This window comes from Streptomyces sp. NPDC039430, from assembly GCF_055639435.1.
On sequence record NZ_JBVKAK010000015.1, the window covers coordinates 1 to 23258 of the forward strand.

Consider the following 23258-nt stretch of genomic DNA (forward strand, 5'->3'; position numbering starts at 1 on the left):
GCGAGACACGGATGGCGCTGTCGGCGGTCATGCGGCGATGTGACGTGACGACGTAGCAGCGGTACGAGCGGCAGCGCGAACAACGCCGGCACGGGGCGGGGGGGGGGGGGGGGGGGGGGGGGGGGGAACGGGGGGGGGGGGGGGGGGCCCCCCCCCCCCCCCCCACCCCGTGGGGCACAGCGTACGGATCAGCCCTCGGCGCCCTCGGCCGCCTCGGCCTCGTCGCCGGACGGCTCCTCGGCCTGCGCGGCCAGGATCTGGATGACGACCGCGTCCTCGTCCGTGACCAGCGTGGTGCCGGACGGCAGCGGGACGTCCTTGGCGACGATCGAGTCACCGGCGTCCAGACCCGCGATGGAGACCGTGACGGACTCCGGGATGTGGGTGGCCTCGGCCTCGACGGTCAGGGTGTTGAGAACGTTCTCCAGCAGGTTGGCGCCCGGGGCCAGCTCGCCCTCGGTGTGCACCGCGACCTCGACGGTGACCTTCTCGCCGCGCTTCACCGCGAGCAGGTCGACGTGCTCGATGTGGCCCTTGATCGCGTTGCGCTGGACGGCCTTCGGGATGACCAGTTCCTTGCGGCCCTCGATGTCCAGGGAGATCAGCGCGTTCGCCGTCTTCAGCGCCATCATCAGCTCGTGGCCCGGCAGGGTCACGTGGACGGTGTCGGCGCCGTGGCCGTAGATGACGGCGGGGACCTTGTTGGCACGACGGGTACGGCGGGCGGCGCCCTTGCCGAACTCGGAACGGACCTCGGCGCTGATCTTCACTTCAGCCATGACGGCACTCCTCGTAGGTGACAGGAAATCGGCCGTCACCCGGCCACGACAGGCCTGCTACGAAGAGCGCGTCGATAACGGACCGCCGCACATGAGTGCGGCCTCCCTCGCCGAGCAACTCGCTGAGTCTACCCGGCGGGGAGGCCGCCTCAGAAATCGATCTTGCGGGCCCAGGGCCCCGAGGCCCCTGCGAGGCGCTCCGGGCGCTCCGGAACCGCCTCAGAACCGCTCCGGAACCGCTCCGGAACCGCTCCGGAACCGCTCCGGAACCGTGAATCCAGAGTCCAGAGGTCTGAGCCCTGGACCCAGAAGTACCGTTACGCCTGCTCCTCGAAGAGGCTTGTCACCGAACCGTCCTCGAACACCTCGCGCACCGCACGGGCGATCGTCGGCGCGATCGACAGGACCGTGATCTTGTCGAGGTCGAGGTTCCCCGGGTCGGGCAGCGAATTCGTGAAGACGAACTCACTGACCTTCGAGTTCTTCAGCCGGTCCGCCGCCGGACCCGACAGCACGCCGTGCGTGGCCGTCACTATGACGTCCTCCGCGCCGTGCGCGAACAGCGCGTCCGCCGCCGCGCAGATCGTGCCACCGGTGTCGATCATGTCGTCCACCAGGACACAGACCCGGCCGGCCACATTTCCGACGACCTCGTGGACGGTCACCTGATTGGCGACGTCCTTGTCACGGCGCTTGTGCACGATCGCCAGCGGCGCCCCCAGCCGGTCACACCAGCGGTCCGCGACCCGTACCCGGCCCGCGTCCGGCGAGACCACCGTCAGCTTCGACCGGTCCACCTTCCCGGCCACATAGTCCGCCAGCACCGGCAGCGCGAAGAGATGGTCCACAGGACCGTCGAAGAAGCCCTGGATCTGGTCCGTGTGCAGATCGACCGTCAGAATCCGGTCAGCCCCCGCGGTCTTCATCAGATCGGCGACCAGCCGGGCCGAAATCGGCTCCCGGCCACGGTGCTTCTTGTCCTGCCTGGCATAGCCGTAGAACGGCACGATCACGGTGATGCTCCGGGCCGAGGCCCGCTTCAGCGCATCGATCATGATCAGCTGTTCCATGATCCACTTATTGATCGGAGCGGTATGGCTCTGGATCAGGAAGCAGTCCGCGCCACGGGCCGACTCCTGATAGCGCACGTAGATCTCACCATTGGCGAAATCGAATGCCTTGGTCGGCACAATCCCGACACCCAGCTGTTGCGCGACCTCCTCGGCCAGCTCGGGGTGGGCGCGGCCGGAGAAGAGCATCAACTTCTTCTCGCCGGTCGTCTTGATCCCGGTCACAGCACTGTCTCCTCAGACGTGTTGATGGCCGCTGCACCCGCGCGTCCCTGCGAGCCAGCCGAATCGTGCAGTTATCACGGTACGCCGAGATCGGCGCATCTCTTTCCGGTCAGCTTTCGTTCTCGCTGCCGACGGAGGTGGTCCCGGCCGCCTGAGCCGCCTGAGCGGAAGCACTTCCCGGCCGCTTCCTGGCCACCCAACCCTCGATATTCCTTTGCTGGCCCCGGGCCACGGCCAGCGAACCGGGCGGTACGTCCTTCGTGATGACCGACCCCGCCGCCGTGTACGCGCCGTCCCCCACCGTGACGGGCGCCACAAACATGTTGTCCGAGCCCGTCTTGCAGTGTGAGCCGACCGTCGTGTGGTGCTTCGCCTCGCCGTCGTAGTTCACGAACACGCTGGCGGCGCCGATGTTCGTGTACTCACCGATCGTCGCATCCCCGACATACGACAGATGCGGCACCTTCGTGCCCTCACCGATCGTCGCGTTCTTCATCTCCACGTACGTACCGGCCTTCGCCCGCACACCCAGCCGCGTACCCGGCCGCAGATACGCGTACGGCCCCACCGAGGCCGCCTCGCCGATCTCCGCGCCGTCCGCCACCGTGTTGTCCACCCGCGCGCCCGCGCCGACCGCCGTGTCCTTCAGCCGCGAATTCGGCCCCACCTCGGCGCCCTCGCCCAGATGCGTGGCGCCCAGCAGCTGCGTACCGGGATGCACGACCGCGTCCTGCTCGAACGTGACCGACACATCGACGAAGACCGACGCCGGATCCACCACCGTCACCCCCGCCAGCATCGCCCGCTCCAGCAGCCGCCCGTTCAGCAGCCGGCGCGCCTCCGCCAGCTGTACGCGGTTGTTGATGCCCAGGATCTCGCGGTGATCGACGGCGATCGACGCGCCGACGCGATGGCCCGCCTCCCGCAGGATGCCGAGCACATCGGTGAGGTACTCCTCGCCCTGGCTGTTGTCCGTACGCACCTTGCCCAGCGCGTCCGCCAGCAGCGGCCCGTCGAACGCGAAGACGCCCGAGTTGATCTCGCGGATCGCGCGCTGCGCGTCGGTGGCGTCCTTGTGCTCCACGATCGCCGTGACCGCGCCGCTCGCCCCGTCCCGGACGATCCGCCCGTACCCGGTCGAATCCGGGACCTCGGCGGTCAGCACCGTCACCGCGTTGCCGTCGGCGGCGTGCGTCGCGGCCAGCGCCTTGAGCGTGTCGCCGGAGAGCAGCGGGGTGTCGCCACAGGCGACGATCACGGTCCCGTGCGGCGTGGCCCCCAGCTCCTGGAGGGCGATCCGTACCGCGTGGCCGGTCCCGTGCTGCTCGGCCTGGTAGGCGGTGCGGACGCCGGCGTGCTCGGCGGAGAGATGCCCCTCGACCTGCTCGCGGGCGTGCCCGACGACCACGACGAGCTGCTCGGGGCCCAGCTCACGGGCCGCGGACACGACATGCCCGACGAGCGAGCGCCCGCAGACCTCATGCAGAACCTTGGGGGTCTTCGACTTCATGCGGGTTCCTTCACCCGCTGCGAGAACGACGACGGCGGCCAGTGGGGTCTCCCCTGTTCCAGCGGAGCCGAGAACGTGGGGAAGGTTGGCGCTCACGGGAATGCCCTTCGGCTTCGGGTGATGGACAACCGCAGGATACCGGTGGGTTTCGGGACGGAAACGAGGACGGGTCCCGACCGGCGAGGTCAGGACCCGAACTGCGCAGCTCCCGGGGAAGGAATCGAACCCTCATTCAATGGACCAAAACCATTTGTCCTGCCTTTAGACGACCCGGGATGGTTCGTCGCCTATGCCCGATTTGGTGGGTCGGGCGCGAGTGCAGCCCCCACTATGCCGTACCACCAGCCCTCGATGCGACGGTACATATCGGCGCTTTGTGACACTCGAACGACGAAGCACCCGTGGTAGTCGTCGCCGACATTCGTGCGGACGGTCTTCGGGTTGCGTCTCTTGGACGTCGCCTTGCCGAGGGCGGCGATACCGATGCCCGCGACGTCCGCCCGGAAGCGTCCGGCGGCCGGCACGTCGGCGGAGTCGTGGGTCCGCACCTGATGCCACGGTCGCTCCCGTCGACGCCCCGCCGGCCGTGGATTCCTGTCACGCGGAGATCGCCGTGCCGGAATACGGACGTCCGGCTCGAATGCGCGGGCGATTCACCAGTTCGAGCTATCGATGCGCCTTCCCCGCGTGTCACGTCCCGGACCGTGCTGTGGCGGTCGCCGGAAAATGGGGAGCGGGCGCCCGTAGGCTGGGAGACATGACCACAACGGGGGCACATCAGGACGCTGCGGGCGCGCACGCTCGCGGCTGGTGGTGGTGGGGACGGCGGCGCAGTGCCGTACTGGACGTGGGGCTGGCGCTGGTGTCGGCTCTGGAGTGCGGGCTTGAGGGGATCAGGTTCGCGGGCGCGAGCGCGCTGCCCGTGCCACTGGGGGTGGCCTTCGGGCTGCTGGCCGGGGCGGTGCTGTTGGTACGGCGGCGGTGGCCGTTCGCCGTGGTGCTTGTCTCGATCGCGATCACACCGGCGGAGATGGGTTATCTGATGACCCTGGTCGGGCTGTACACGCTCGCCGCCTCGGAGACGCCGCGCCGGATCATCGGCGCGCTGGCCGGTATGTCGCTGGTCGGGACGCTGATCGTGACGTACGTACGGATGCGGCAGAACGTGGTGGCCGACTCGGGGTTCGATTCGGCGCAGTGGTACGTGCCCATGGTCGCGGTCCTGATGTCGCTGGGGCTGACGGCGCCGCCGGTGCTGTTCGGGCTCTACGTCGGGGCGCGGCGGCGGCTGATGGAGAGCCTGCGCGAGCGTGCGGACAGTCTGGAGCAGGAGCTGTCGCTGCTGGCCGACCGGGCCGAGCAGCGCGCGGAGTGGGCGCGTACGGAGGAGCGGACGCGGATCGCGCGTGAGATGCATGACGTCGTGGCGCACCGGGTGAGTCTGATGGTGGTGCACGCGGCGGCGCTCCAGGCGGTGGCGCTGAAGGATCCGTCGAAGGCGGTGAAGAACGCCGCGCTGGTGGGGGACATGGGGCGGCAGGCGCTCACGGAGCTGCGGGAGATGCTCGGGGTGCTGCGGGCCGGGGAGCAGGTGGCGGCGCGCCAGGCGTCGGACGCGATGCCGGCGAACGCTCCGGCGGCGGTGCCGCTGGCGGCCGTGGGCGCGGCTGCCGCTGCCGCCGCTGCCGCCGCGGCGGAGGACGGTCCGGGTATGGGGGACATCGAGGCGCTGGTCGGGGAGTCCCGGGACACGGGGATGGTCGTGGAACTGACGGTCCAGGGCGAGTCCCGTACGTACGCGCCCGAGGTGGAACAGACGGCGTACCGCGTGGTGCAGGAGGCGCTGACGAACGTGCTGAAGCACGCGGCGGGCGCGAAGGTGATGGTCCGGCTGGCGCACCGCGACGAGGAGGTCGCGATGCAGGTGGAGAACGGGCCTTCGGATGGTGGCGCGCAGGATGTGGGGCTGCCGAGCGGCGGCAATGGTCTGCTGGGGATGCGGGAGCGGGTGATGGCGCTGGGCGGGGTGTTCGTCTCGGGTGAGACGGACGCGGGGGGTTTCCGCGTGTCGGCGGTGCTGCCGCATCGCCGGCCCGCCTGACGCCTGACGCCTGACGCCTGACGCCTGTCTGGCCGGTTCCGGAGACTTGGACGCGGGCGTCCGGATCCCGGACGCCTCGGTTCCGAGCGCCCCGGTTCCGGAAGCCTCGTTCCGGACGCTTTGATCTCGGACGCCTCGGTTCCGCAAGCCTCAGTTCCCGAAGCCTCGGTCGGACGCGTGGTTCCCGTACGCGTGGGTCCCGTACGCCTGGGTCCCGTACGTCGGTCTTCAGCCCGAGGTCAGACGGGCCGGTTCCAGGCCCGTGAGCAGCGTGCCGAGCGCCCGGTCGAGGTCCGGTCCCAGGTACCAGTCGCCGGTGTGGTCGATGCTGAAGACGCGGCCCGTGCTGTCGATCGCGAGGGTGGCCTGACCGTCGCCCTCCTCGCCGAGCGGGCTGATCTCCGTGTCCAGGGAGCGGCCGAGGTCGGCGAGCGTACGGGCGAGGTGGACGCCCGCCATGGGGTCGATCCGTACGACGGCCGGGGCGATCTGCCGGCCGGGGCCGGGCGCGATGACGCGCAGTCCGCCGAATTCCGCCCACGCCTCGACCGCGGCGGGGAAGACGGCGTGCCGGTGGCCGGCGGGGGTGATGTGCGCGCGCAGGGCGTCGGCCCACTCCTCGGCCTGCCGTATGTCCCAGCGCCCCGGCTGCCAGCCGGCCTCGCGCAATGCCGCGTCGACGGGGACGGGGAAGCGGGGGGTGTGGAGGTCGCGCATGCTCAGCCGTTCTCGGTGGGGTCGACGGGCCGTACGCCGAAGTGGGCGAGGAGCGGCGCGCAGGAGCGGCAGGGCGGGGCGTAGCTGCCGTGTTGCGGGTCGCCGTCCTCACGGATGCGGCGGGCGGTCAGCTTGGCGTGTTTGAGGGAGCGGCGTGCCTCGCTGTGGGACAGGGGTTTTCGTCTCGCTCGTTTGGAGCGTCCGGCCTCGGCGGCGGTCAGCTGCCGGGAGAGCAGGATCGCCTCGGGGCAGCGGCCGGTGAAGCGTTCGCGCTGGCCGCTGGTGAGGGTGTCCAGGAAGTCCTGTACGAGCGGGTGGAGTACGGGTGGCTGGTCGGCCTTGCCTGCGGTGCAGGTGAGGGTCTCGCCGCGGACGGAGAGCGCGGCGGCGACGGCGGGCAGGATGCCGTCCCTGCGCCGGTGGAGCACCGGTGGACGGTGTGCTTCGGTGCTGCTCCAGCTGAGGCGTGGGTCCCCGGACGTGTCGGTTGGTGCGGTGTGCATGTGCTGTCCCCTCCCGGTGCCGGCGGCCGGACAGCCGCTCGTTCACGCCCCCGTATTCCCGCTGTCACGCCCCTGTTTGTCTGCACAGCCTGCCAAATGCGGCGCGCTGTCGGGAAGCTGGGGCGTGGATCGTGGCGTGGCGTCGGCGCTGGGTCACACCCGCGTGACCGTTGGTTACGGGGCCGCGCGGTCCCGTGGGAGTACGCCCGATCGGCGTACGGGACGTAGGCGGGACGTAGGCGGGACGTAGGCGGGGCGGGGGCCGGGCAGGAATCAAAAGGGGCGCGGGGAGGGGCGCGGGGAGGGGCGTCGGGAGGGGCGGATACGGCCGGGGGAGGAGCGTCGGATCCCCTCTTGCCCCACCACATAGGCTGTCCTGCAACCAGGGCTGTGGAACCAGCCGGAAGCGCAGCAGGGGGCAACCGCCATGACGACAGGTCGGCTCGGGCAGCAAGCCGCGCCACCGAACGCGGCCTACGCCGGGCAGGTCGTGCATTTCCCGGATCCGGTCCGGGCCTCCCGTCACCCCAGAGGTGTACGGGTGGATGACGACGGCTATCCGGACTTCTCGCCGTACGCGCGTGCCGCCGCGGAGATAGCCGAGCCCCCCGAGGGGTTCGGCGTGGACGAACTGCGGCTCACGGACTATGTGTCGGCCAACGCCGCGCTGGCTGCCGCGGGGCATGAGCTGTGGGACACGATCCCGTCGGTGGCCACGCCGCACGGCTGGACATGGCACCATCTGCCGGCCTCACGCCGGATGCTGCTGATACCGGTCGAGGTGAAGGCGCTGCTGCGCCATCACGGCGGGCTGGCGACGACGCGCGTGGACCACGGCAAGCGGGGGACGCGTCCTCTCCAGGAGACCCGGCCGGCCCATTTCGGGCTGCCGAAGGGCTCGTTGCCGGTCAGCGAGCAGCAGTTGCAGGGGGTGGAGGAGGACTTCGGTTACCGGCTGCCGGGTGCCTACCGTTCGTTCCTCAAGGCGGCCGGCGGCTGCGCGCCGGTGGGTGCGGCGCTGGACGCGGAGTTGGGGCTGCTGGTGGACCAGCCGTTCCTGACCGTGCGGGACGTGGCCGCAGTCAATGACCTGGTGTACGTCAACAAGTGCCTGCGGGACCATCTGACCAAGGACTATCTGGCCGTCGGTTTCGTCCAGGGCGGGATTCTGGCGGTCAAGGTCAAGGGCGACCGGGTCGGTTCTGTCTGGTTCTGCGCGTACGACGACGCCAGGGACCAGGACGGCTGGAGCGTGGCGGAGCGGGTGGAGCGGCTGTTGCTGCCCTGCGGTGACGACTTCGACGCCTTCCTGCTGCGGCTGGCGGGCAATCCGCCGGAGCTGGAGACCGTGGCGAACCTGATGGTGGACGGCGGCTTCGCGCGCGCCGTCCCGGTGGAGGGGTGAGCGCGATGGTGACCTTCGCGCAGGCGCAGGAGCGCGCGGACGAGTGGGTGAACGCCGATCTGCCCGGTTACCAGCACCGTGAGGTGCGGGTACGGGAGTTCGAGCTGGGTTTCGTGGTGTGGGCGGAGGACCGCGAGGGCGGTCCGACGTCGGACGGGGGCCGGCAGCGGCTGGTGATCGCCAGGGACAGCGGTGAGGCGACGCTGTGGCCGGGGCTGCCGGTGGGTGAGGTGATCCGCCGGTACGAGGAGGAGTACGGGGCGCCCGCGGTGGCGTCGGCCGCTCCCGAGGCGCCGCAGCGTATTGATCTGAACCAGACGTCGTTCCTGTTGACGCCGCCGGAGTGGCTCCAGGACGCGGCGGACAAGCTGGGCATTCCGGACCGGCGGGCGTCGGAGGATCCGTCCTCCGCTCCGTCACCCGCTCCCGCCGCTTCGGCTGGAGGTGCTTCGGGAGGAGGCGCTTCGGGTGGAGGCGCTTCGGGTGGAGGCGCTTCGGGTACGGGCGGGTCGCTCGGCGGTGGCAACGCCTCGCAGGGCAGCTCCGCCTGGTCCGGTGGGTACGAGCCCACCTCCAACGACGGAGTGCCCGCCGAGGGAGTGCCCGCCTCGACGCGGGGTGTGCCGACCGGGGCCACGCCCTGGACCGGGACCGATACCAACGGTGCGTCCGTCTCGCCGGAGGACGGTTCCGTACCGCTGCCCGCGACGGTCTTCGCCCCGCCGCTCTCGGGGACGGACGACGAGGACACGCCGCCGCCGGGCGTGGCTGCCGAGGCGCCGACCGCGCTGATGTCGGGCGGCAGTCACCTGTCGCGTACGACGGTCGCTCCGGGGCCGGCGGGAGAGGCGCCGGGAACGCCGGCAACGCCGGGGGCGGTGGAGTCCGGGGGATCCGGGCGGCCTGGTCCTGGTGCCGGTGCTGGTGCTGGTGCTGGTGCCCAGGCTGGGGCCGCCGATATCGCCGATGCCGCGACCAGCAAGGCGCCCGTACCGCCGCGTGGTGCGCGCGGTGGTGGTGCGTCGACTCCGCCACCGCCGAGCGCGCCCGGCGTCCCCGGCGCACGTCCGCCGGGCGCGACCCCGCCGCCGTCGGGCCCCGGTACGCCCGGTGTCCCGGCGGGTGGCTATCTGCCGACGCAGCTGGCTCCGAGCCTCGGCGGATCCGGCGCCAACGGACCACGGCCTCCGGCCGCTCCGGGTCCTCCTGGCCCTCCCGGTCCTCCGGGTGCGCCCGGTGTTCCTGGTACGCCTCCGGGCGGGGTGCACCACGCGGCGACGATGTTCGCGGACGCGAGCCTGGGCGGCCAGGCGCCGCAGCCGCCACGGCCGCCGGGCGCTCCGGGAACGCCTCCGGGTGCTCCGCAGCCTCCGGGTGCGCCTGGGGTTCCTGGTACGCCTCCGGGCGGCGTGCATCACGCGGCGACCATGCTCGCGGGCCCGGGACAGACGGGCCCGCAGCCGCCCAACCCGCCCGGTCCGCCGGGAGCGCCACCCGGCATGCCACCAGGGAGTCCCGTACCGGGTGGTCCCGTACCCGGCGGCTCCGTACCCGGTGGTCCCGTACCGCCGTCGGCCCCGCACGCCCAGCCCCCGGCCTACGGCTATCCGCAGCAGCCGTCCGGTCTGCCGACCGTCGGCCCCGGCTATCAGGCCGTGCTGCGCTACCGCGCGCCCGACGGTTCCGAGGCCCAGCTCATCCGCCGCTCCGCGCCCGGCACCCCGCACCCGGAGTGGCAGATCCTGCACGAGCTGCGCGCCATGAACGTGCCGCCGCAGCAGGTGCTCGAACTCCACACGGAGCTGGAGTCCTGCGAGCTGCCCGGCGGCTACTGCGCCCGGATGATCCGGGAGACCTGGCCGCAGGTACGGATCACCAGCGTCGCCCCGTACGGCCAGGACCACGCCAGCAGGCAGCAGGGCATGCAGCATCTGCTCACCCATCAGGGCGAGTTGCACCAGGTCGCGGACGGCCCCGCGCGGCCCGCGCCGGTGCGCGCTCCGCTGCCGCAGCTGCCGCCCGCGCCGCCGATCCCGCCCGAGGGGGTCGCGCAGGAGCTGATGGGCGCGTTCGGTCCGCAGGGCATCTGCCGGTTCGACCAGCGGGCGGTGTCCCGTCAGGGCGTGCCGGAGCTCGTGGCGCGTACGCTCGTATGGGCGGGTCTGCCGGCCGACTTCGGGCCGTTCTTCTGGGCGCAGCCCGCCCAGCCGGTGGTGCCGACGCTGGCCGAACTGGCCGCGCAGCGGCAGGTGCGGCCGGCCGCTGACGCCGGGTCCTATCTGGTGATGGGCACGGACTTCGGCCGGGCGCTGTGTGTCCAGTACGGTACGGCGCACATCATGGCCGTACCGGTCGAGGCGGGTCCTGGCGGACAGCCGGTGCCTCCGCAGTTCGTGAACACCGGACTGCCGGAGTTCACGCGCTCGCTGGCGCTGCTCGGCCGGATGTGGCGGCTGAGGTTCGGTCTCAACCCGGAGCAGGCGGGCCGTTGGACCGTCGACTTCCAGGCGCAGCTCGCGGCGCTGGACCCGGCGGCGCTGTCGTCGCCGGAGAACTGGTGGTCGGTGCTGCTGGAGCAGATGTGGGACGGACTGCTCTGACGCCTGAACGCAGCGACCTGTACGTAGTGACCTGAACGCAGCGACCTGAACCGGACGGACGGCCGGGGCGCCCACCGCGACACGCGGGGCGCGCCCCGGCCGTTCCGCGTCTCCGCGTCCCCGACTCTCCCGCCACCCGGGGCCAGGCGCCTACACGCCTCCACGCCTCGACGTTTCCGCTTTTCCGCCTTTCCACCTTTTCGGGGTTGATGCCGCATCCTTGAGCGGGGCGGTTGGGCGGAGTGTCGTGGTATGGGCACTTCGGCTCGCTCCCGCAGGATTGTGCCGGATGGCGTTCTGTGTCGTGTGTCGGAGAGGGGCTTCAAGGATGGTTGCCGCACCGTTGTCGGCTCATGGCTTCGTGCCCGTACGTGGCCGTGGCTACCGCCCCGAGCAGGTCGAGCGGGAGGTCACGGCGCTGTTCCGGGACCGTGACGACGCCTGGGAGCGCGTGGCGCGGCTCACCGTCCTCGCCAAGGAGATGGAGAGCGAGGCGGAGCTGCTCCGCGAGCGGGTGGCGGCACTGCCGCCGCAGACGTACGAGAAGCTCGGCCACCGCGCCCAGCAGATCCTGGCCCTCGCGCGGCAGGAGGACGAGACGCTGCGGACCGAGGTGCGCGAGGAGTCCCAGGCGGTCGTCGACGCGGCGCGTGCGGCGGCCGAGCGGGTGCGCGAGGCGGCGCGTCAACGGGCCGACGCCGTAAGGGCGGAGGCGGAGGCGTACGCGGAACAGGTCCTGCGCGCCGCCAAGGGCGCGGCCGAGGCGGCGCGGGCCGAGGCACGGCGCGAGGTCACGGCGCAGCGCGCGGAATCGCTCGCCGCGCTCAAGGAGGTGCGCCGGCGCACGCAGCGGGTGATCGACGAGCAGGAGCAGAAGCAGGGCGAGGAACTGGCCGCGGCGGAGCGCGAGTTCGCGGCCCGCGACGCCGCGTCGCGCGTCGAGCACGACGAACTCGCGGCGTACGCGCAGGTCCAGCTGGTGGCGGCGCAGCGGGCCTTCTCCGAGGCGGGCGAACAGGCCAGGCACGGGCAGGAGGACGCGGCGGCGCGGGCCGAGGAACTGCTCGCGCGGGCACGCGCGGACGCGGACGGTGTGGTGCGCGAGACCGAGCGGCTCCTGCGGGAACACGCGGAGTCGCGCGAGGAGATGCAGGCGCACATGGCGCACGTACGGAACACGCTGGCGGCACTCACGGGACGCGCGCCGGCGGAGGGGTGACGGGGCTGGCCCCGGAATCCTTGGGTCATTCCGGATCCTTGAGTACGGGGAACCGCCGTGGCGCCACGAAGATGAGCACCAGCAGCGAGACGGCGGCCGCGCCCGCCGCGCCCAGGTAGACGTAGTCCACCGCGGAGTCCATCGCCCGGCGCAGATAGTCCGCCGCCTCCGCGGTGAGTGTGGCCGGGTTCTCCAGGGCTTTGGAGACGGAGTCGAGGTCGCCGGGGAGTCCTGGCATGGGGGCGTCGGCGAGGCGGGCGGCCATGACGCCGTTGGCCACTGCCCCGAACAGGGCGGCGCCCACGCTCTGGCCGATCTGGCGGTAGAACAGTATGGACGCGGTGGCCGTACCGCGTTCCGACCAGCCCACGGTCGACTGGACCCCGATGATCAGGGGCAGTTGGAACATCCCGAGCGCGGCGCCGAGCAGCAGCATGATCAGTGCCGGCTGCCAGGGCCGGCCGGGATAGGGGAGGAGCGGGAAGGCGAGCAGGACCAGCAGGGCGAGGGAGATCCCGGTGATGGCGGTGAGCCGGAAGCCGATGCGGTTGTAGAGGCGGCTGGAGAACGCCGCGCTGATGGGCCAGCTCAGCGTCATGGCGGAGAGGACGAAGCCGGCGGCTATCGGGCCGAGTCCGAGTACGGACTGCGCGTATGTGGGGAGGAAGACGGTCGGGGCGACCATCAGCAGGCCGAGTGCGCCGAGGGCGAGATTGACGGCCGCGATGGTACGGCGGCGCCAGACCCAGCCCGGGATGATCGGGTCCGTGGCGCGGCGTTCGATGACGACGGTGACGGCGGCGAGGACCGCGCTGCCGCCGAGGAACGCGAACGAGGGCACGGAGACCCAGGGCCAGGCGACGCCGCCCTGGACGAGGGCGGTGAGCAGCAGGGCTCCGGTGGCGAAGACGGCGAGCGCGCCCGCCCAGTCGACGCGGCGGCGCGGCGCCGGGCCCGGGGCCGTCAGCCGGGTGGAGGCGGGCCGGTGCGGTTCCCGCAGGTACCTGATGACGAGCCAGAGCGCGACCGCGCCCACCGGCAGATTGATCAGGAAGATCCAGCGCCAGTCCGCGTACCCGGCGAGCAGCCCGCCGAGGGCGGGTCCGGCGATGGACGAGGTGGCCCAGACCGTGGACAGTCTGGCCTGGATCTTGGGGCGTTCCTTGAGGGGGTAGAGGTCGGCGGCGATGACCTGGACCGTGCCCTGGAGTGCCCCGCCGCCGAGCCCCTGGACGACGCGGAAGGCGATCAGGGAGGCCATGTTCCAGGCGGTGGCGCAGAGCAGTGAGCCGATGAGGAAGAGGATGATGCCCGCGATCAGGACGGGCTTGCGGCCGAAGGTGTCGGAAAGCTTTCCGTACACGGGCAGGGTGACCGTCACGGCGAGCAGATAGCCGGAGAACAGCCAGGAGAAGACGGCGAATCCCCCGAGGTCGCCGACGATCTGCGGGACGGCCGTGGAGACGATGGTGCCGTCGAGCGCGGCGAGCGCCATGCCGAGCATCAGGGCGGCGACGACGGGGCCGCGACCGCGCGCCCGGCCGTCCTTGCCGGACGCGGCGGGCGCCGGCGGTGTGGCGGACGCGGCGGGCGCGGCGGGCGCCGGCGGTGTGGCGGGCGGTGGTGACGGCGGGGGTGCGGCCGACGAAGCCGCCTCGGGTATCGCTTCGGTACGTCCGGAGTCCTCGGTACTTCCGCCGGCGCCGCTCACGGGATCCCTTCCCTATGCCTTCCCTATGCATGTATCTCCAGGGGACAGCCTCTCACCCGGGCCCTTTCCCCGGGGAGGGCGTGCGCCGCACACGTTCGTCCGCCGTGCGCTCACCCTGGCGGCGGAGTTCCCCTAGGGACTCCTCCCTACTTCCGCCCAGGGGTCGTTCGTTCCGCCGGACGACGAGGAGACGGTGGCTGGTTCTTTACGTTGGTCCTACCGCCGCGAGGGCCCGTGAGGGGGGCCGACCGCAGCAGGGGGGTGGGGAAAACCCCAGGTGAAGACTGCGCTGTGCCCCAGCGCGCCGGGGCCCCGCATGCCAGCAGACTCGGACCGCGCCCGACCAACACTCGGCGTATTGAGCGATATAGGAGACTTACCGTGACAACGGCTGTGACCATTCCCAGGCACGGGGGTACGGGAGGGCGTACGGCCGTCGCGGCGCGAGCGCGGCAGGTCGTCAAGGCGTACGGCGCGGGGGAGACCCGGGTCGTGGCGCTCGACCATGTCGATGTGGACATCGACCGAGGGCAGTTCACCGCGATCATGGGCCCGTCCGGCTCCGGCAAGTCGACGCTGATGCACTGCCTCGCGGGTCTTGACACGGTGACCTCGGGTGAGATCCATCTGGACGAGACCGAGATCACGAAGCTGAAGGACAAGCGGCTCACCCAGCTGCGCCGGGACCGGATCGGCTTCATCTTCCAGGCGTTCAACCTGCTGCCCACGCTCAACGCGCTGGAGAACATCACGCTGCCCATGGACATCGCGGGCCGTAAGCCGGACGGACCGTGGCTCCGGCGGGTCGTGGAGACGGTGGGGCTCGCCGACAGGCTCTCGCACCGGCCGACCCAGCTGTCGGGCGGTCAGCAGCAGCGGGTCGCGGTGGCCAGGGCGCTCGCCGCCCGGCCCGAGATCATCTTCGGTGACGAGCCGACCGGGAACCTGGACTCGCGCGCGGGCGCCGAGGTGCTGGGCTTCCTGCGCCGGTCGGTCGACGAACTGGGCCAGACGATCGTGATGGTGACGCACGACCCGGTCGCCGCGTCGTACGCGGACCGGGTGCTGTATCTCGCGGACGGCCGGATCGTGGACGAGATGTTCCGTCCGACGGCCGACGCCGTGCTCGACCCCATGAAGGACTTCGACGCCCGGGGGCGTACGTCATGACCGTCCTCAGAGCCTCCCTGCGCAACTTCTTCGCGCACAAGGGGCGGATGGCGCTCTCCGCCGTCGCCGTCCTGCTGTCGGTGGCGTTCGTCACCGGCACCCTGGTGTTCACGGACACGATGAACACCACGTTCGACAAGCTCTTCGCCGCGACGTCCGCGGATGTGACGGTCAGCCCCAAGGCCGCCAAGGGCGTGGACGAGACGTCCCAGACCGGCAAGCCCGAATCGCTGCCCGCCTCGGTCGTCGAGACGGTGAGGACGGCGGACGGAGTGAAGTCCGCCGAGGGCGCGGTCAGCAGCACGAGCGTGACCGTCGTGGACGCGGGCGACAAGAACGTGGGCGCGAGCAGCGGTGCGCCGACCATCGCGGGCAACTGGACGCGCAATGACCTCCGTTCGATGGAGATCACCTCGGGCCACGCGCCGCGCGGGCCCACCGAAGTGATGGTCGACGCCGACACCGCCGAGAAGCACCGTCTCGCGCTGGGCGACGAACTGCGCACCATCGCGGTCACGGGCGACTTCCGGGCGAAGATCTCCGGTATCGCCACGTTCACCGTCACCAACCCCGGTGCGGCGGTCATCTTCTTCGACACGGCGACCTCCCAGCGTCAACTGCTCGGGAGCACCGGCCGGTTCACGCACGTCAATGTCACCGCGGCCGAGGGCGTCGAGGACAGCCGGCTGAAACGGGACGTGGCGGCCGCCCTCGACGGCGGCGCGTACAAGCTGCGGACGCGGCAGGAGGCCGCGGACGCGAACCGCGCGGATGTCGGCTCCTTCCTCGACGTGCTGAAGTACGCGATGCTCGGCTTCGCCGGGATCGCCTTCCTCGTCGGCATCTTCCTGATCGTCAACACGTTCTCGATGCTGGTCGCGCAGCGGACCCGGGAGATCGGTCTGCTGCGGGCCCTCGGCTCCAGCCGCCGGCAGGTCAACCGCTCGGTGCTGCTGGAGGCCGTGCTCCTCGGGGTCTTCGGTTCGGTCGCCGGGGTCGGCGCCGGGGTGGGACTCGCCGTCGGGCTGATGAAGCTCATGTCGTCCATGGGCATGGATCTGTCCACCGGGGACCTGACGGTGAAGTGGACGACGCCGGCGATCGGGCTGGTGCTCGGTGTCGTCGTCACCGTCGTCTCGGCGTACATTCCGGCCCGTCGGGCCGGGAAGATCTCGCCGATGGCGGCGCTGCGGGACGCGGGCACGCCCGCCGACGGCCGGGCCGGATGGATCAGGGCGGTCATCGGGCTGGTGCTCACGGGGGCCGGCGGTGCCGCGCTGCTTCTGGCGGCGCGGGCGGACGAGGCCGGTGAGGGGTCGGTCTACCTCGGGGCGGGCGTGGTCTGCACGCTGATCGGCTTCGTCGTGATCGGTCCGCTGCTCGCCGGCGGTCTGGTCCGGGCGCTCGGCGCGGTCGTGCTGAGGGTGTTCGGCCCGGTCGGCCGGATGGCGGAGCGCAACGCGCTGCGCAACCCACGGCGTACGGGGGCGACGGGCGCCGCGCTGATGATCGGGCTCGCGCTGGTGGCCTGTCTGTCGGTGGTCGGGTCCTCGATGGTCGCCTCCGCGACCGACGAGCTGGACAAGTCGGTCGGCGCGGACTTCATCGTCCAGTCCGACAACGGCCAGCCGATCATGCCGCAGGCCCAGGCGGCGCTGGAGAGGGCGCCGGGCATCGCGCATGTCACCGAGTACAAGTGGGTCGACGTCAAGGTGACCGCCCCGGACGGAACGACGCAGTCCGACGGCATCGTCGCCGCCGACCCGACCTACGCCGAGGACCTGCGCCGCGAGACCGTCGCGGGTGAGCTGTCCGCCGCGTACGGGGAGGACGCGATGTCGGTGGGGGACGCCTACGCCACGGAGCACGGCGTCGAACTCGGAGACCGGATGCCGGTCGTCTTCCCGGGCGGGAAGAGCGCCGAGCTGACGGTCGCCGCGATCACCTCGGACGACACGAATGTCGACAAGGGCGCGATGTACACCAACATCACCACCGCCCAGCGGTATGTGCCGGCCGACAAGATGCCCAAGAACCTGATCATGTTCGCGGCGGCCGAGGAGGGCAAGGAGAAGGAGGCGTACGCCGCCCTCAAGGACTCGCTCGCGGCGTACCCGCAGTACACGGTGCAGAACCAGACCGACTTCAAGCAGGACTTGAAGGACCAGATAGGCCAACTCCTCAACATCGTCTACGGTCTGCTGGCGCTCGCGATCATCGTCGCGGTGCTGGGAGTGGTGAACACCCTGGCGCTGTCGGTGGTGGAGCGGACCCGGGAGATCGGTCTGCTGCGGGCGATCGGGCTCTCCCGCCGCCAACTGCGCCGCATGATCAGGCTGGAGTCGGTGGTCATCGCCCTCTTCGGCGCCGTGCTCGGACTGGGGCTGGGCATGGGCTGGGGCACATCGGCCCAGAAGCTGCTGGCCCTGGAGGGTCTCGGCGTCCTGGAGATACCGTGGCCGACGATTCTGACGGTCTTCGTGGCCTCGGCTTTCGTCGGACTCTTCGCCGCGCTGGTCCCGGCCTTCCGCGCCGGTCGGATGAACGTACTGAACGCGATCGCCACCGACTAGAACGGTACGGTGGAGACTCCGGCCTCGGTGGGCGTTCCTCCAACGTCCACCGGGGCCGGAGGGCATTATCACCGCGCGACGGTCGTGTCAGGCAGAACGCGCCCAGACCGTGCGCGAGTCGGGCGAGTTCACCCTTACGAGGGGTTGTAGCACCATGTAGTCGGCCGGACACTGAGAGCGACGGACTCTCTCGGCCGGACGATCCGGCCGACATCCCGGGCCCGCTCAGAATGAGGAGAGAGGGGACCGCTGTGTCCACAACCAACGCACCGGAAACCAACGTAGAGATGGCGGCCAGGACCGACGGGCGCGCGGTGACCGGCGGCAATGTCGCCGATCTGTGGCGAGGCTGGGTCGTCTGGGGCGCCTACAGGGGCTGGGTCAACTTCCCCATCACCTGGAACGTGATCAACCCCAACTCGACAGTCATCGTCACCGCCTCCGAAGTCGACGCCAACGGCGTCCGTTTCATCGGGGCCGCCCCCATCACGGTGACGGGGATCGCCCCCGGCTCCGGAATCGTGACAGCCAAAATCAACATCGCCTGGGACTCCCCGCTCCGTATCCGCACGGACGTGACCGTCCTCAACTGAACCGGCCCCTGAGGGCGCTGGTCGTCTGAAGCGGCGGGTCGTCCGAAGCGGCGGGTCGTCCTCGTACTGGGTACCTGACGTACGAGGACGACCCCGGCAACACCGCGAGGTGCCGTGCCGGTGCCGTGCCGGGCGTCGCACGCCGGACGGGACTTTCGCGACACGCCCTAATCTGCACGGGTGACTACCGACCTGACCCTGCTGCCGCGTGTCGCCTATCGCGGACAGGAGGTCACCGCGCCCCGGCTCCGCGGTCTCCTCGCGCTGCTCGCCGGTGACGCGCGCAGGGGATGCAGCACCGAGCGGCTTGTGGCGGGGCTGTGGCCGGACGCCTTGCCGGAGCGGCCGGGAAAAGCGGTGCAGGTCCTCGTGTCGAGGGCGCGGGCGCAGCTGGGCGCCGACGTCATCGCCGGCACACCGACCGGATACCGGCTCACCCTCGCCGAGGACCAGGTCGACACCTCCGCCCTGCTGCTGTACGCCGCCGCGAGCGCGGACCGGGCCAGGACCGGGGACCACGCGGGATCACTGGCCGCGGCCGAGTCCGGGCTCGCGCTGTGGGAGGGCACTCCCGACGGGGCCGACGGCACCGGCGGCCCCGTCGCCGCGTTGCGCGCCGAGCGCGCCCCCGTCCGCGGCACGCTCATACGCGCGCGGGCGCTCGCGCTCGCCCGCCTCGGGCGGCACGCGGAGGCGGCGGGACCGCTGGCCATGGCCGCCGCGGAGCGTCCGCGCGACGAGGAAGTGCTCGCCGAACTGCTGCGCGGCGAGGCGGCGACGGCGGGCCCGTCCGCCGCGCTCACGCGGTACGAGGCGTACCGCCGTGAGCTGCGCGACCAGCTCGGTACCGATCCGGGCGCCGGACTCAGGGCCGTACAGCGGGAGCTGCTGCGCGGCGAGCCGCCCGTGGTCAGGCACGGCGTGCCGCACGAACCGAACCCGCTCCTCGGCCGGGACGACGACGTCGCGGCGGTGGAGCGGCTGCTGCGCGCCTCCCGCGCCGTCACCGTCGTCGGCCCCGGCGGACTCGGCAAGACCCGGCTCGCGCACGCCGTCAGCCGCCGGGCCGAGCAGCGCGTGGTGTATTTTGTGCCGCTCGCCGGCGTCACCGCGGACGAGGACGTCGCCGCGGAGGTGGCCTCCGCGCTCGGCGCGGGAGAGGCGCGGCACGCCGCCATGAGCGGCCACCTCTCGTCCGACCCGCTGTCCGGTATCCGCGGACTGCTCGGCTCCGGGCCCGCGCTGCTGGTCCTCGACAACTGCGAGCAGGTCGTCCTGGGCGCCGCCGACCTCGTACGGGCCCTGGTCTCGTCCTCGAAGGACCTGCGCGTACTCGCCACCAGCAGGGCCCCGCTGGGCCTCACCTCGGAGGCGGTGTACGCGCTGCCGCAGCTCGGCCTCGGCACCTCCGTCGAGCTGTTCACTCAGCGGGCCCGGGCCGCCAGGACCGGCGTGCGGCTGCCGCCGGACGCGGTGGCCGAGCTCTGCCGCCACCTCGACGGGCTGCCGCTCGCCCTGGAGCTGGCCGCCGCACGGGTGCGGGTCCTTTCGGTGCCGGAGATCGCCCGCCGTCTCGGCGACCGGTTCGCGCTGCTGCGCGGCGGGGCACGGGACGCGCCGGAGCGCCACCGCACACTGCACGCGGTCGTGGAGTGGAGCTGGAACCTGCTCACGGACGAGGCCGGAGCCGCGCTGCGTACGCTGTCCGTCTTCCCCGGCGGCTTCTCCGGCGAAGCGGCGGAGCAGGTGCTCGGCGAGGACGCGCTGTTCCTGCTGGAGCAGCTGGCCGGTCAGTCGCTGCTCACCGTCGCCGACACCCCGGCCGGCGTGCGGTTCCGGATGCTGGAGACCGTACGGGAGTTCAGCGCGGCCCGGCGCGCGGAGGCGGGCGAGGACGAGGACGCCGTCGGCCGGTTCCTCGCCTGGGCGCGGGACTTCGGCGTCGCGTACCACGACTGGGTCTTCGGTGCGGAACCGCGGACCGCCTGGGAGCGGATCAGGGCCGAGCAGGACAACCTCGTGCCGGCCCTGCGGCACGCCCTCGCCCGTACGGACGGCCCCACCACCGCTGCCCTCACCGCCGTCCTCGCCGCCCTGTGGTCCACCGACTCCCATCACCCGCGCCTCGTCGCCCTCGCCGCCGACACCGGCCCGCCGCTGTCGCGCTACCGCCCCGAGCCCGAGTACGTCGAAGTCGCCCGCGCCGCCGCGGTGTTGTGCACGGTGAGCCTGTTCATGGACTACGGCCCGTACGCCGACGTGGTACGCCACCTCGTCACCCTCCGGCGGCTGCCCCCGGCCCCGCCGGACACGCTGCTGCGCGCCACCGCGGCGGTGCTGAGCGCGGTCCCCGAGATGCGGCCCCCCGACTACGACGCGCTGCGGGAGCTCTGCGGCAGCGGGCAGCCGCTGATCGCCGGCATCGCCGAATGCGTCGCCTCCTACGTCTGGGAGTACGAGCACGACATCGACCGCGCGCTCGCCTCGGCCCGCCGGATGACCGCCGCGCTGGCGCCGGCCGACAACCCGTCCCTGCGCCTCATGGTGCACGCCCGGCTGAGCGAGCTGTGCTTGAAGACGGGACGGGGAGAGACCGCGTACGGGCACCTCAAGACGGCGCTCGGCACCCTGCCGCGGCTCGGCGACGAACACGACTATCTGGGCGTTCGCTGGGGGCTCACCCTCGCCTGTCTACAGCGCGGCGACCCCGACGAGGCCGAGTACTGGCTGCGGCAGGCGGAGGGCGACAACGCCCCGCGGGAGGACGACTTCTACAGCCCCGATCTCGGCGCGCGCGCCGAGATCGCACTGATCCGCGGGCTGACGGAGGCCGGGCTCGGCCTGTGGCGCGACGCCGTGGAGCGGCTGTCCCGGGCGGGCTCGGCGCACGGCGGAGACCCCTGGCTCAACCCGTGGGCGCTCCAGATCCAGTCGGCGGCGTTGACGGCACACGCCCACGCCGGCCGTGTCGAACTCGTCGCGGAGCCGCTCGACCGGCTGCGGCAGCGGCTGCGGACGCTGCTGCGCGGCCCGTCCCGCACGGCCATGGAGCTGCCCGTGTCCGGGACGGCGCTGCACGCGCTCGGCATGGCGGGGCTCGCGTCCGGCGACGCCCGTGCCGTACGGATGATCGCGCTGGCCGAACGGCTGCGGGTGCTGCGCGAGTTCCAGCCGACGATGTCGGCGGCGCGCGCCCGGCGGGCGGCCGAGGACGCCGACCGGGCGGCGTACGCCGACGCGGTGTCGGAGTACGCCGCCCTGGGACGGGACGAGCTGCGGGATGCGGCCCGCGAACTTACTTCGGGTCGCGCTTGAACAGCGAGGCCGACCAGAGGTAGCCGAGCGCCGACAGGCCCAGGCACCAGACGATCGTGATCCACCCGTTGTCGCCGATCTCGCTGCCGAGCAGCAGGCCGCGCAGGGTCTCGATGGCCGGGGTGAACGGCTGGTACTCGGCGATCGGCTGGAACCAGCCCGGCATCGCGTCGATGGGGACGAAGGCGCTGGAGATGAGCGGGAGGACGATCAGCGGCAGCGCGTTGTTGCTGGCCGCCTCCGGGTTCGGGCTGGCCATGCCCGTCCCGACCGCGATCCAGGTGAACGCCGTGGCGACCAGCGTGAGCAGCCCGAACGCCGCCAGCCACTCCACGGCCGTGGCGTCGGTGGACCGGAAGCCGATGGCCACGGCGACGGAGCCGACCAGGACCACGCTGACGACCGCCTGCAGCACACTTCCGACGACGTGCCCGATGAGCACCGAGCCACGGTGGATCGCCAGCGTACGGAACCGGGCGATGATGCCCTCGGCCATGTCCATGGAGACGGACACCGCGGTCCCGGCCGGGGTGCCGCCGATGGTCATCAGCAGGATTCCCGGGACGAGATAGGCGATGTAGTCGGAGCGGTCGGCGCCGCCGCCGCCGATGCCCGCGCTCATCACGTCGCCGAAGACGTAGACGAAGAGCAGCAGCAGGACGACCGGCATCAGCAGGACGTTCAGGGTGAGGGAGGGGTAGCGGCGCGCGTGCAGCAGGTTGCGGCGCAGCATCGTGTGCGAGTCGCGTACGGCGAGGGAGAGGGCGCTCATCGGACAGTCTCCTCGGGCCGGCCAAGGATGTCGGTGCCGCCGGTGAGGGCGAAGAACACGTCGTCGAGGTCGGGGGTGTGCACGGTCAGTTCGTCCGCCTCGATGCCGGCCGCGTCCAGCCGGTCGAGCAGGGAGCGCAGCTCGCGCTGGCTCCCGTCGCTCGGGATCCGCAGCGTCAGCGCCTCATCGTCCCCGGTGACCTCGCGCAGGGTGACGGTGGCGGACAGGTACGCGGCCGGATCGGTGAACCGCAGCCGCACGTGCCCGCCCGGAACGATCCGCTTCAGTTCGTCGGCGCTCCCTTCCGCGGCGATCCTGCCGTCGTGCAATACCGCGATGCGGTCGGCGAGTTCATCGGCCTCGTCCAGGTACTGGGTGGTGAGGAAGACGGTGACGCCGCCGGACACCAGCTCGCGGATGATCCCCCACATCGTGTGGCGGCTGCGCGGGTCGAGCCCTGTGGTCGGCTCGTCGAGGAAGATGATCCGCGGATCGCCGACGAGGGTCATGGCGAGGTCGAGGCGGCGCTTCATGCCGCCGGAGTAGGTGGAGGCGGGCTTCCTCGCCGCCTGCACCAGATCGAAGCGCGCGAGGAGTTCGCCGGCGGTGCGCCGGCCCTCGTCGTGGGAGAGATGGTGCAGATCCGCCATCAAAAGCATGTTCTCCTCGCCGGTGATCAGGCCGTCCACGGCGGAGAACTGCCCGGTGACGCCGATCGCGGCCCGCACGGCCTGCGGGTCGGCGGACAGGTCGTGGCCGCCGACCCGCAGCTCGCCGGCGTCGGCGGTGATGAGGGTCGAGAGGATCTTGACGGCTGTGGTCTTGCCGGCGCCGTTGGGCCCGAGCAGGGAGAAGACCGTGCCGGTCGGCACCGCCAGGTCGATGCCGTCGAGGACCGTCTTGTCCCCGTAGGCCTTGCGCAGCCCCCTGGCCGCGATGGCGAGAGAGCGCGAAGTCGATGTCGTCATGGAGCGGAGGTTGCGGCAGGGCGCATT

General features: G+C 71.7%; 16 protein-coding genes and 1 tRNA gene. 8 read left to right on the forward strand and 9 right to left on the reverse strand.

The genetic code is table 11. The features are described 5' to 3' along the window. Positions 1-188: 188 nt before the first annotated feature. The 4 genes from ACZ7LS_RS29045 to ACZ7LS_RS29060 all read right to left on the reverse strand — a co-directional run bounded on the left by ACZ7LS_RS29045 (position 189) and on the right by ACZ7LS_RS29060 (position 3860). On the reverse strand, positions 189-779 hold the full coding sequence (locus ACZ7LS_RS29045; protein WP_382521932.1) for a 50S ribosomal protein L25/general stress protein Ctc: 591 nt from the start codon (positions 777-779) through the stop codon (positions 189-191). 317 nt (positions 780-1096) lie between these two features. After that, the gene (locus tag ACZ7LS_RS29050) at positions 1097-2074 is read right to left on the reverse strand and encodes a ribose-phosphate diphosphokinase (protein ID WP_129767009.1); all 978 of its coding nucleotides are present in this window, start codon (positions 2072-2074) and stop codon (positions 1097-1099) included. A gap of 109 nt (positions 2075-2183) precedes the next feature. Then, complete coding sequence (glmU, locus tag ACZ7LS_RS29055) at positions 2184-3626, reverse strand: bifunctional UDP-N-acetylglucosamine diphosphorylase/glucosamine-1-phosphate N-acetyltransferase GlmU (protein WP_382522255.1); 1443 nt, start codon at positions 3624-3626, stop codon at positions 2184-2186. Between the two features lie 163 nt (positions 3627-3789). Beyond that, positions 3790-3860 (reverse strand) — tRNA-Gln (locus ACZ7LS_RS29060). Positions 3861-4341: 481 nt separating this feature from the next. On the opposite strand from ACZ7LS_RS29060, the gene ACZ7LS_RS29065 reads away from it, so the two are divergent. Beyond that, positions 4342-5685 (forward strand): sensor histidine kinase, encoded by a 1344-nt coding sequence (locus tag ACZ7LS_RS29065; RefSeq protein ID WP_385131486.1) that lies wholly within the window; start codon positions 4342-4344, stop codon positions 5683-5685. A gap of 228 nt (positions 5686-5913) precedes the next feature. Here ACZ7LS_RS29065 and ACZ7LS_RS29070 read toward each other — a convergent pair whose 3' ends face one another. Together ACZ7LS_RS29070 and ACZ7LS_RS29075 are read right to left on the reverse strand one after the other, a co-directional pair. Beyond that, the gene (locus tag ACZ7LS_RS29070; RefSeq protein ID WP_382521926.1) at positions 5914-6402 is read right to left on the reverse strand and encodes an SUKH-3 domain-containing protein; all 489 of its coding nucleotides are present in this window, start codon (positions 6400-6402) and stop codon (positions 5914-5916) included. Between the two features lie 2 nt (positions 6403-6404). Next, positions 6405-6905, reverse strand: coding sequence for a YwqJ-related putative deaminase (locus ACZ7LS_RS29075; protein WP_382521923.1), 501 nt, complete (start codon positions 6903-6905; stop codon positions 6405-6407). Positions 6906-7332: 427 nt separating this feature from the next. Here ACZ7LS_RS29075 and ACZ7LS_RS29080 point away from each other — a divergent pair, with 427 nt between their 5' ends. From ACZ7LS_RS29080 to ACZ7LS_RS29090, 3 genes are all read left to right on the forward strand, one after another. Beyond that, entirely contained in the window at positions 7333-8310 is a 978-nt protein-coding gene (locus ACZ7LS_RS29080; RefSeq protein WP_382521920.1) for an SMI1/KNR4 family protein, read from the forward strand. Between the two features lie 5 nt (positions 8311-8315). Beyond that, a complete protein-coding gene (locus ACZ7LS_RS29085; RefSeq protein ID WP_385131669.1) occupies positions 8316-10910 on the forward strand; it encodes an SUKH-4 family immunity protein in 2595 nt (864 codons plus the stop codon). Between the two features lie 328 nt (positions 10911-11238). Next, positions 11239-12129: a coiled-coil domain-containing protein gene (locus ACZ7LS_RS29090; RefSeq protein ID WP_382521918.1), complete on the forward strand. Its 891-nt coding sequence runs from the start codon at positions 11239-11241 to the stop codon at positions 12127-12129. A 25-nt stretch (positions 12130-12154) separates the two neighbouring features. Here the strand turns inward: ACZ7LS_RS29090 and ACZ7LS_RS29095 are convergent, their stop codons facing one another. Next, positions 12155-13792, reverse strand: coding sequence for an MFS transporter (locus tag ACZ7LS_RS29095; protein WP_385131666.1), 1638 nt, complete (start codon positions 13790-13792; stop codon positions 12155-12157). A 429-nt stretch (positions 13793-14221) separates the two neighbouring features. On the opposite strand from ACZ7LS_RS29095, the gene ACZ7LS_RS29100 reads away from it, so the two are divergent. The 4 genes from ACZ7LS_RS29100 (at position 14222) to ACZ7LS_RS29115 (ending at position 21491) form a co-directional block, all read left to right on the forward strand. Then, the gene (locus ACZ7LS_RS29100; RefSeq protein ID WP_385131481.1) at positions 14222-15010 is read left to right on the forward strand and encodes an ABC transporter ATP-binding protein; all 789 of its coding nucleotides are present in this window, start codon (positions 14222-14224) and stop codon (positions 15008-15010) included. After that, entirely contained in the window at positions 15007-17583 is a 2577-nt protein-coding gene (locus ACZ7LS_RS29105) for an ABC transporter permease (RefSeq protein WP_385131478.1), read from the forward strand. Before ACZ7LS_RS29100 ends, ACZ7LS_RS29105 begins: the two co-directional genes overlap by 4 nt. A 251-nt stretch (positions 17584-17834) precedes the next feature. Beyond that, positions 17835-18176, forward strand: coding sequence for a hypothetical protein (locus ACZ7LS_RS29110; protein WP_382521909.1), 342 nt, complete (start codon positions 17835-17837; stop codon positions 18174-18176). Positions 18177-18356: 180 nt separating this feature from the next. Then, positions 18357-21491, forward strand: a complete 3135-nt coding sequence (locus tag ACZ7LS_RS29115) for an ATP-binding protein (RefSeq protein ID WP_385131475.1) — start codon at positions 18357-18359, stop codon at positions 21489-21491. On the opposite strand, the gene ACZ7LS_RS29120 is transcribed toward ACZ7LS_RS29115, so the two are convergent. Together ACZ7LS_RS29120 and ACZ7LS_RS29125 are read right to left on the reverse strand one after the other, a co-directional pair. Further along, positions 21472-22263: an ABC transporter permease gene (locus ACZ7LS_RS29120; RefSeq protein WP_385131472.1), complete on the reverse strand. Its 792-nt coding sequence runs from the start codon at positions 22261-22263 to the stop codon at positions 21472-21474. The two genes, ACZ7LS_RS29115 and ACZ7LS_RS29120, sit on opposite strands and share 20 nt — an antisense overlap. Further along, a complete protein-coding gene (locus ACZ7LS_RS29125; protein ID WP_385131470.1) occupies positions 22260-23231 on the reverse strand; it encodes an ATP-binding cassette domain-containing protein in 972 nt (323 codons plus the stop codon). The genes ACZ7LS_RS29120 and ACZ7LS_RS29125 overlap by 4 nt, the downstream gene beginning before the upstream one ends. Positions 23232-23258: the final 27 nt, after the last annotated feature.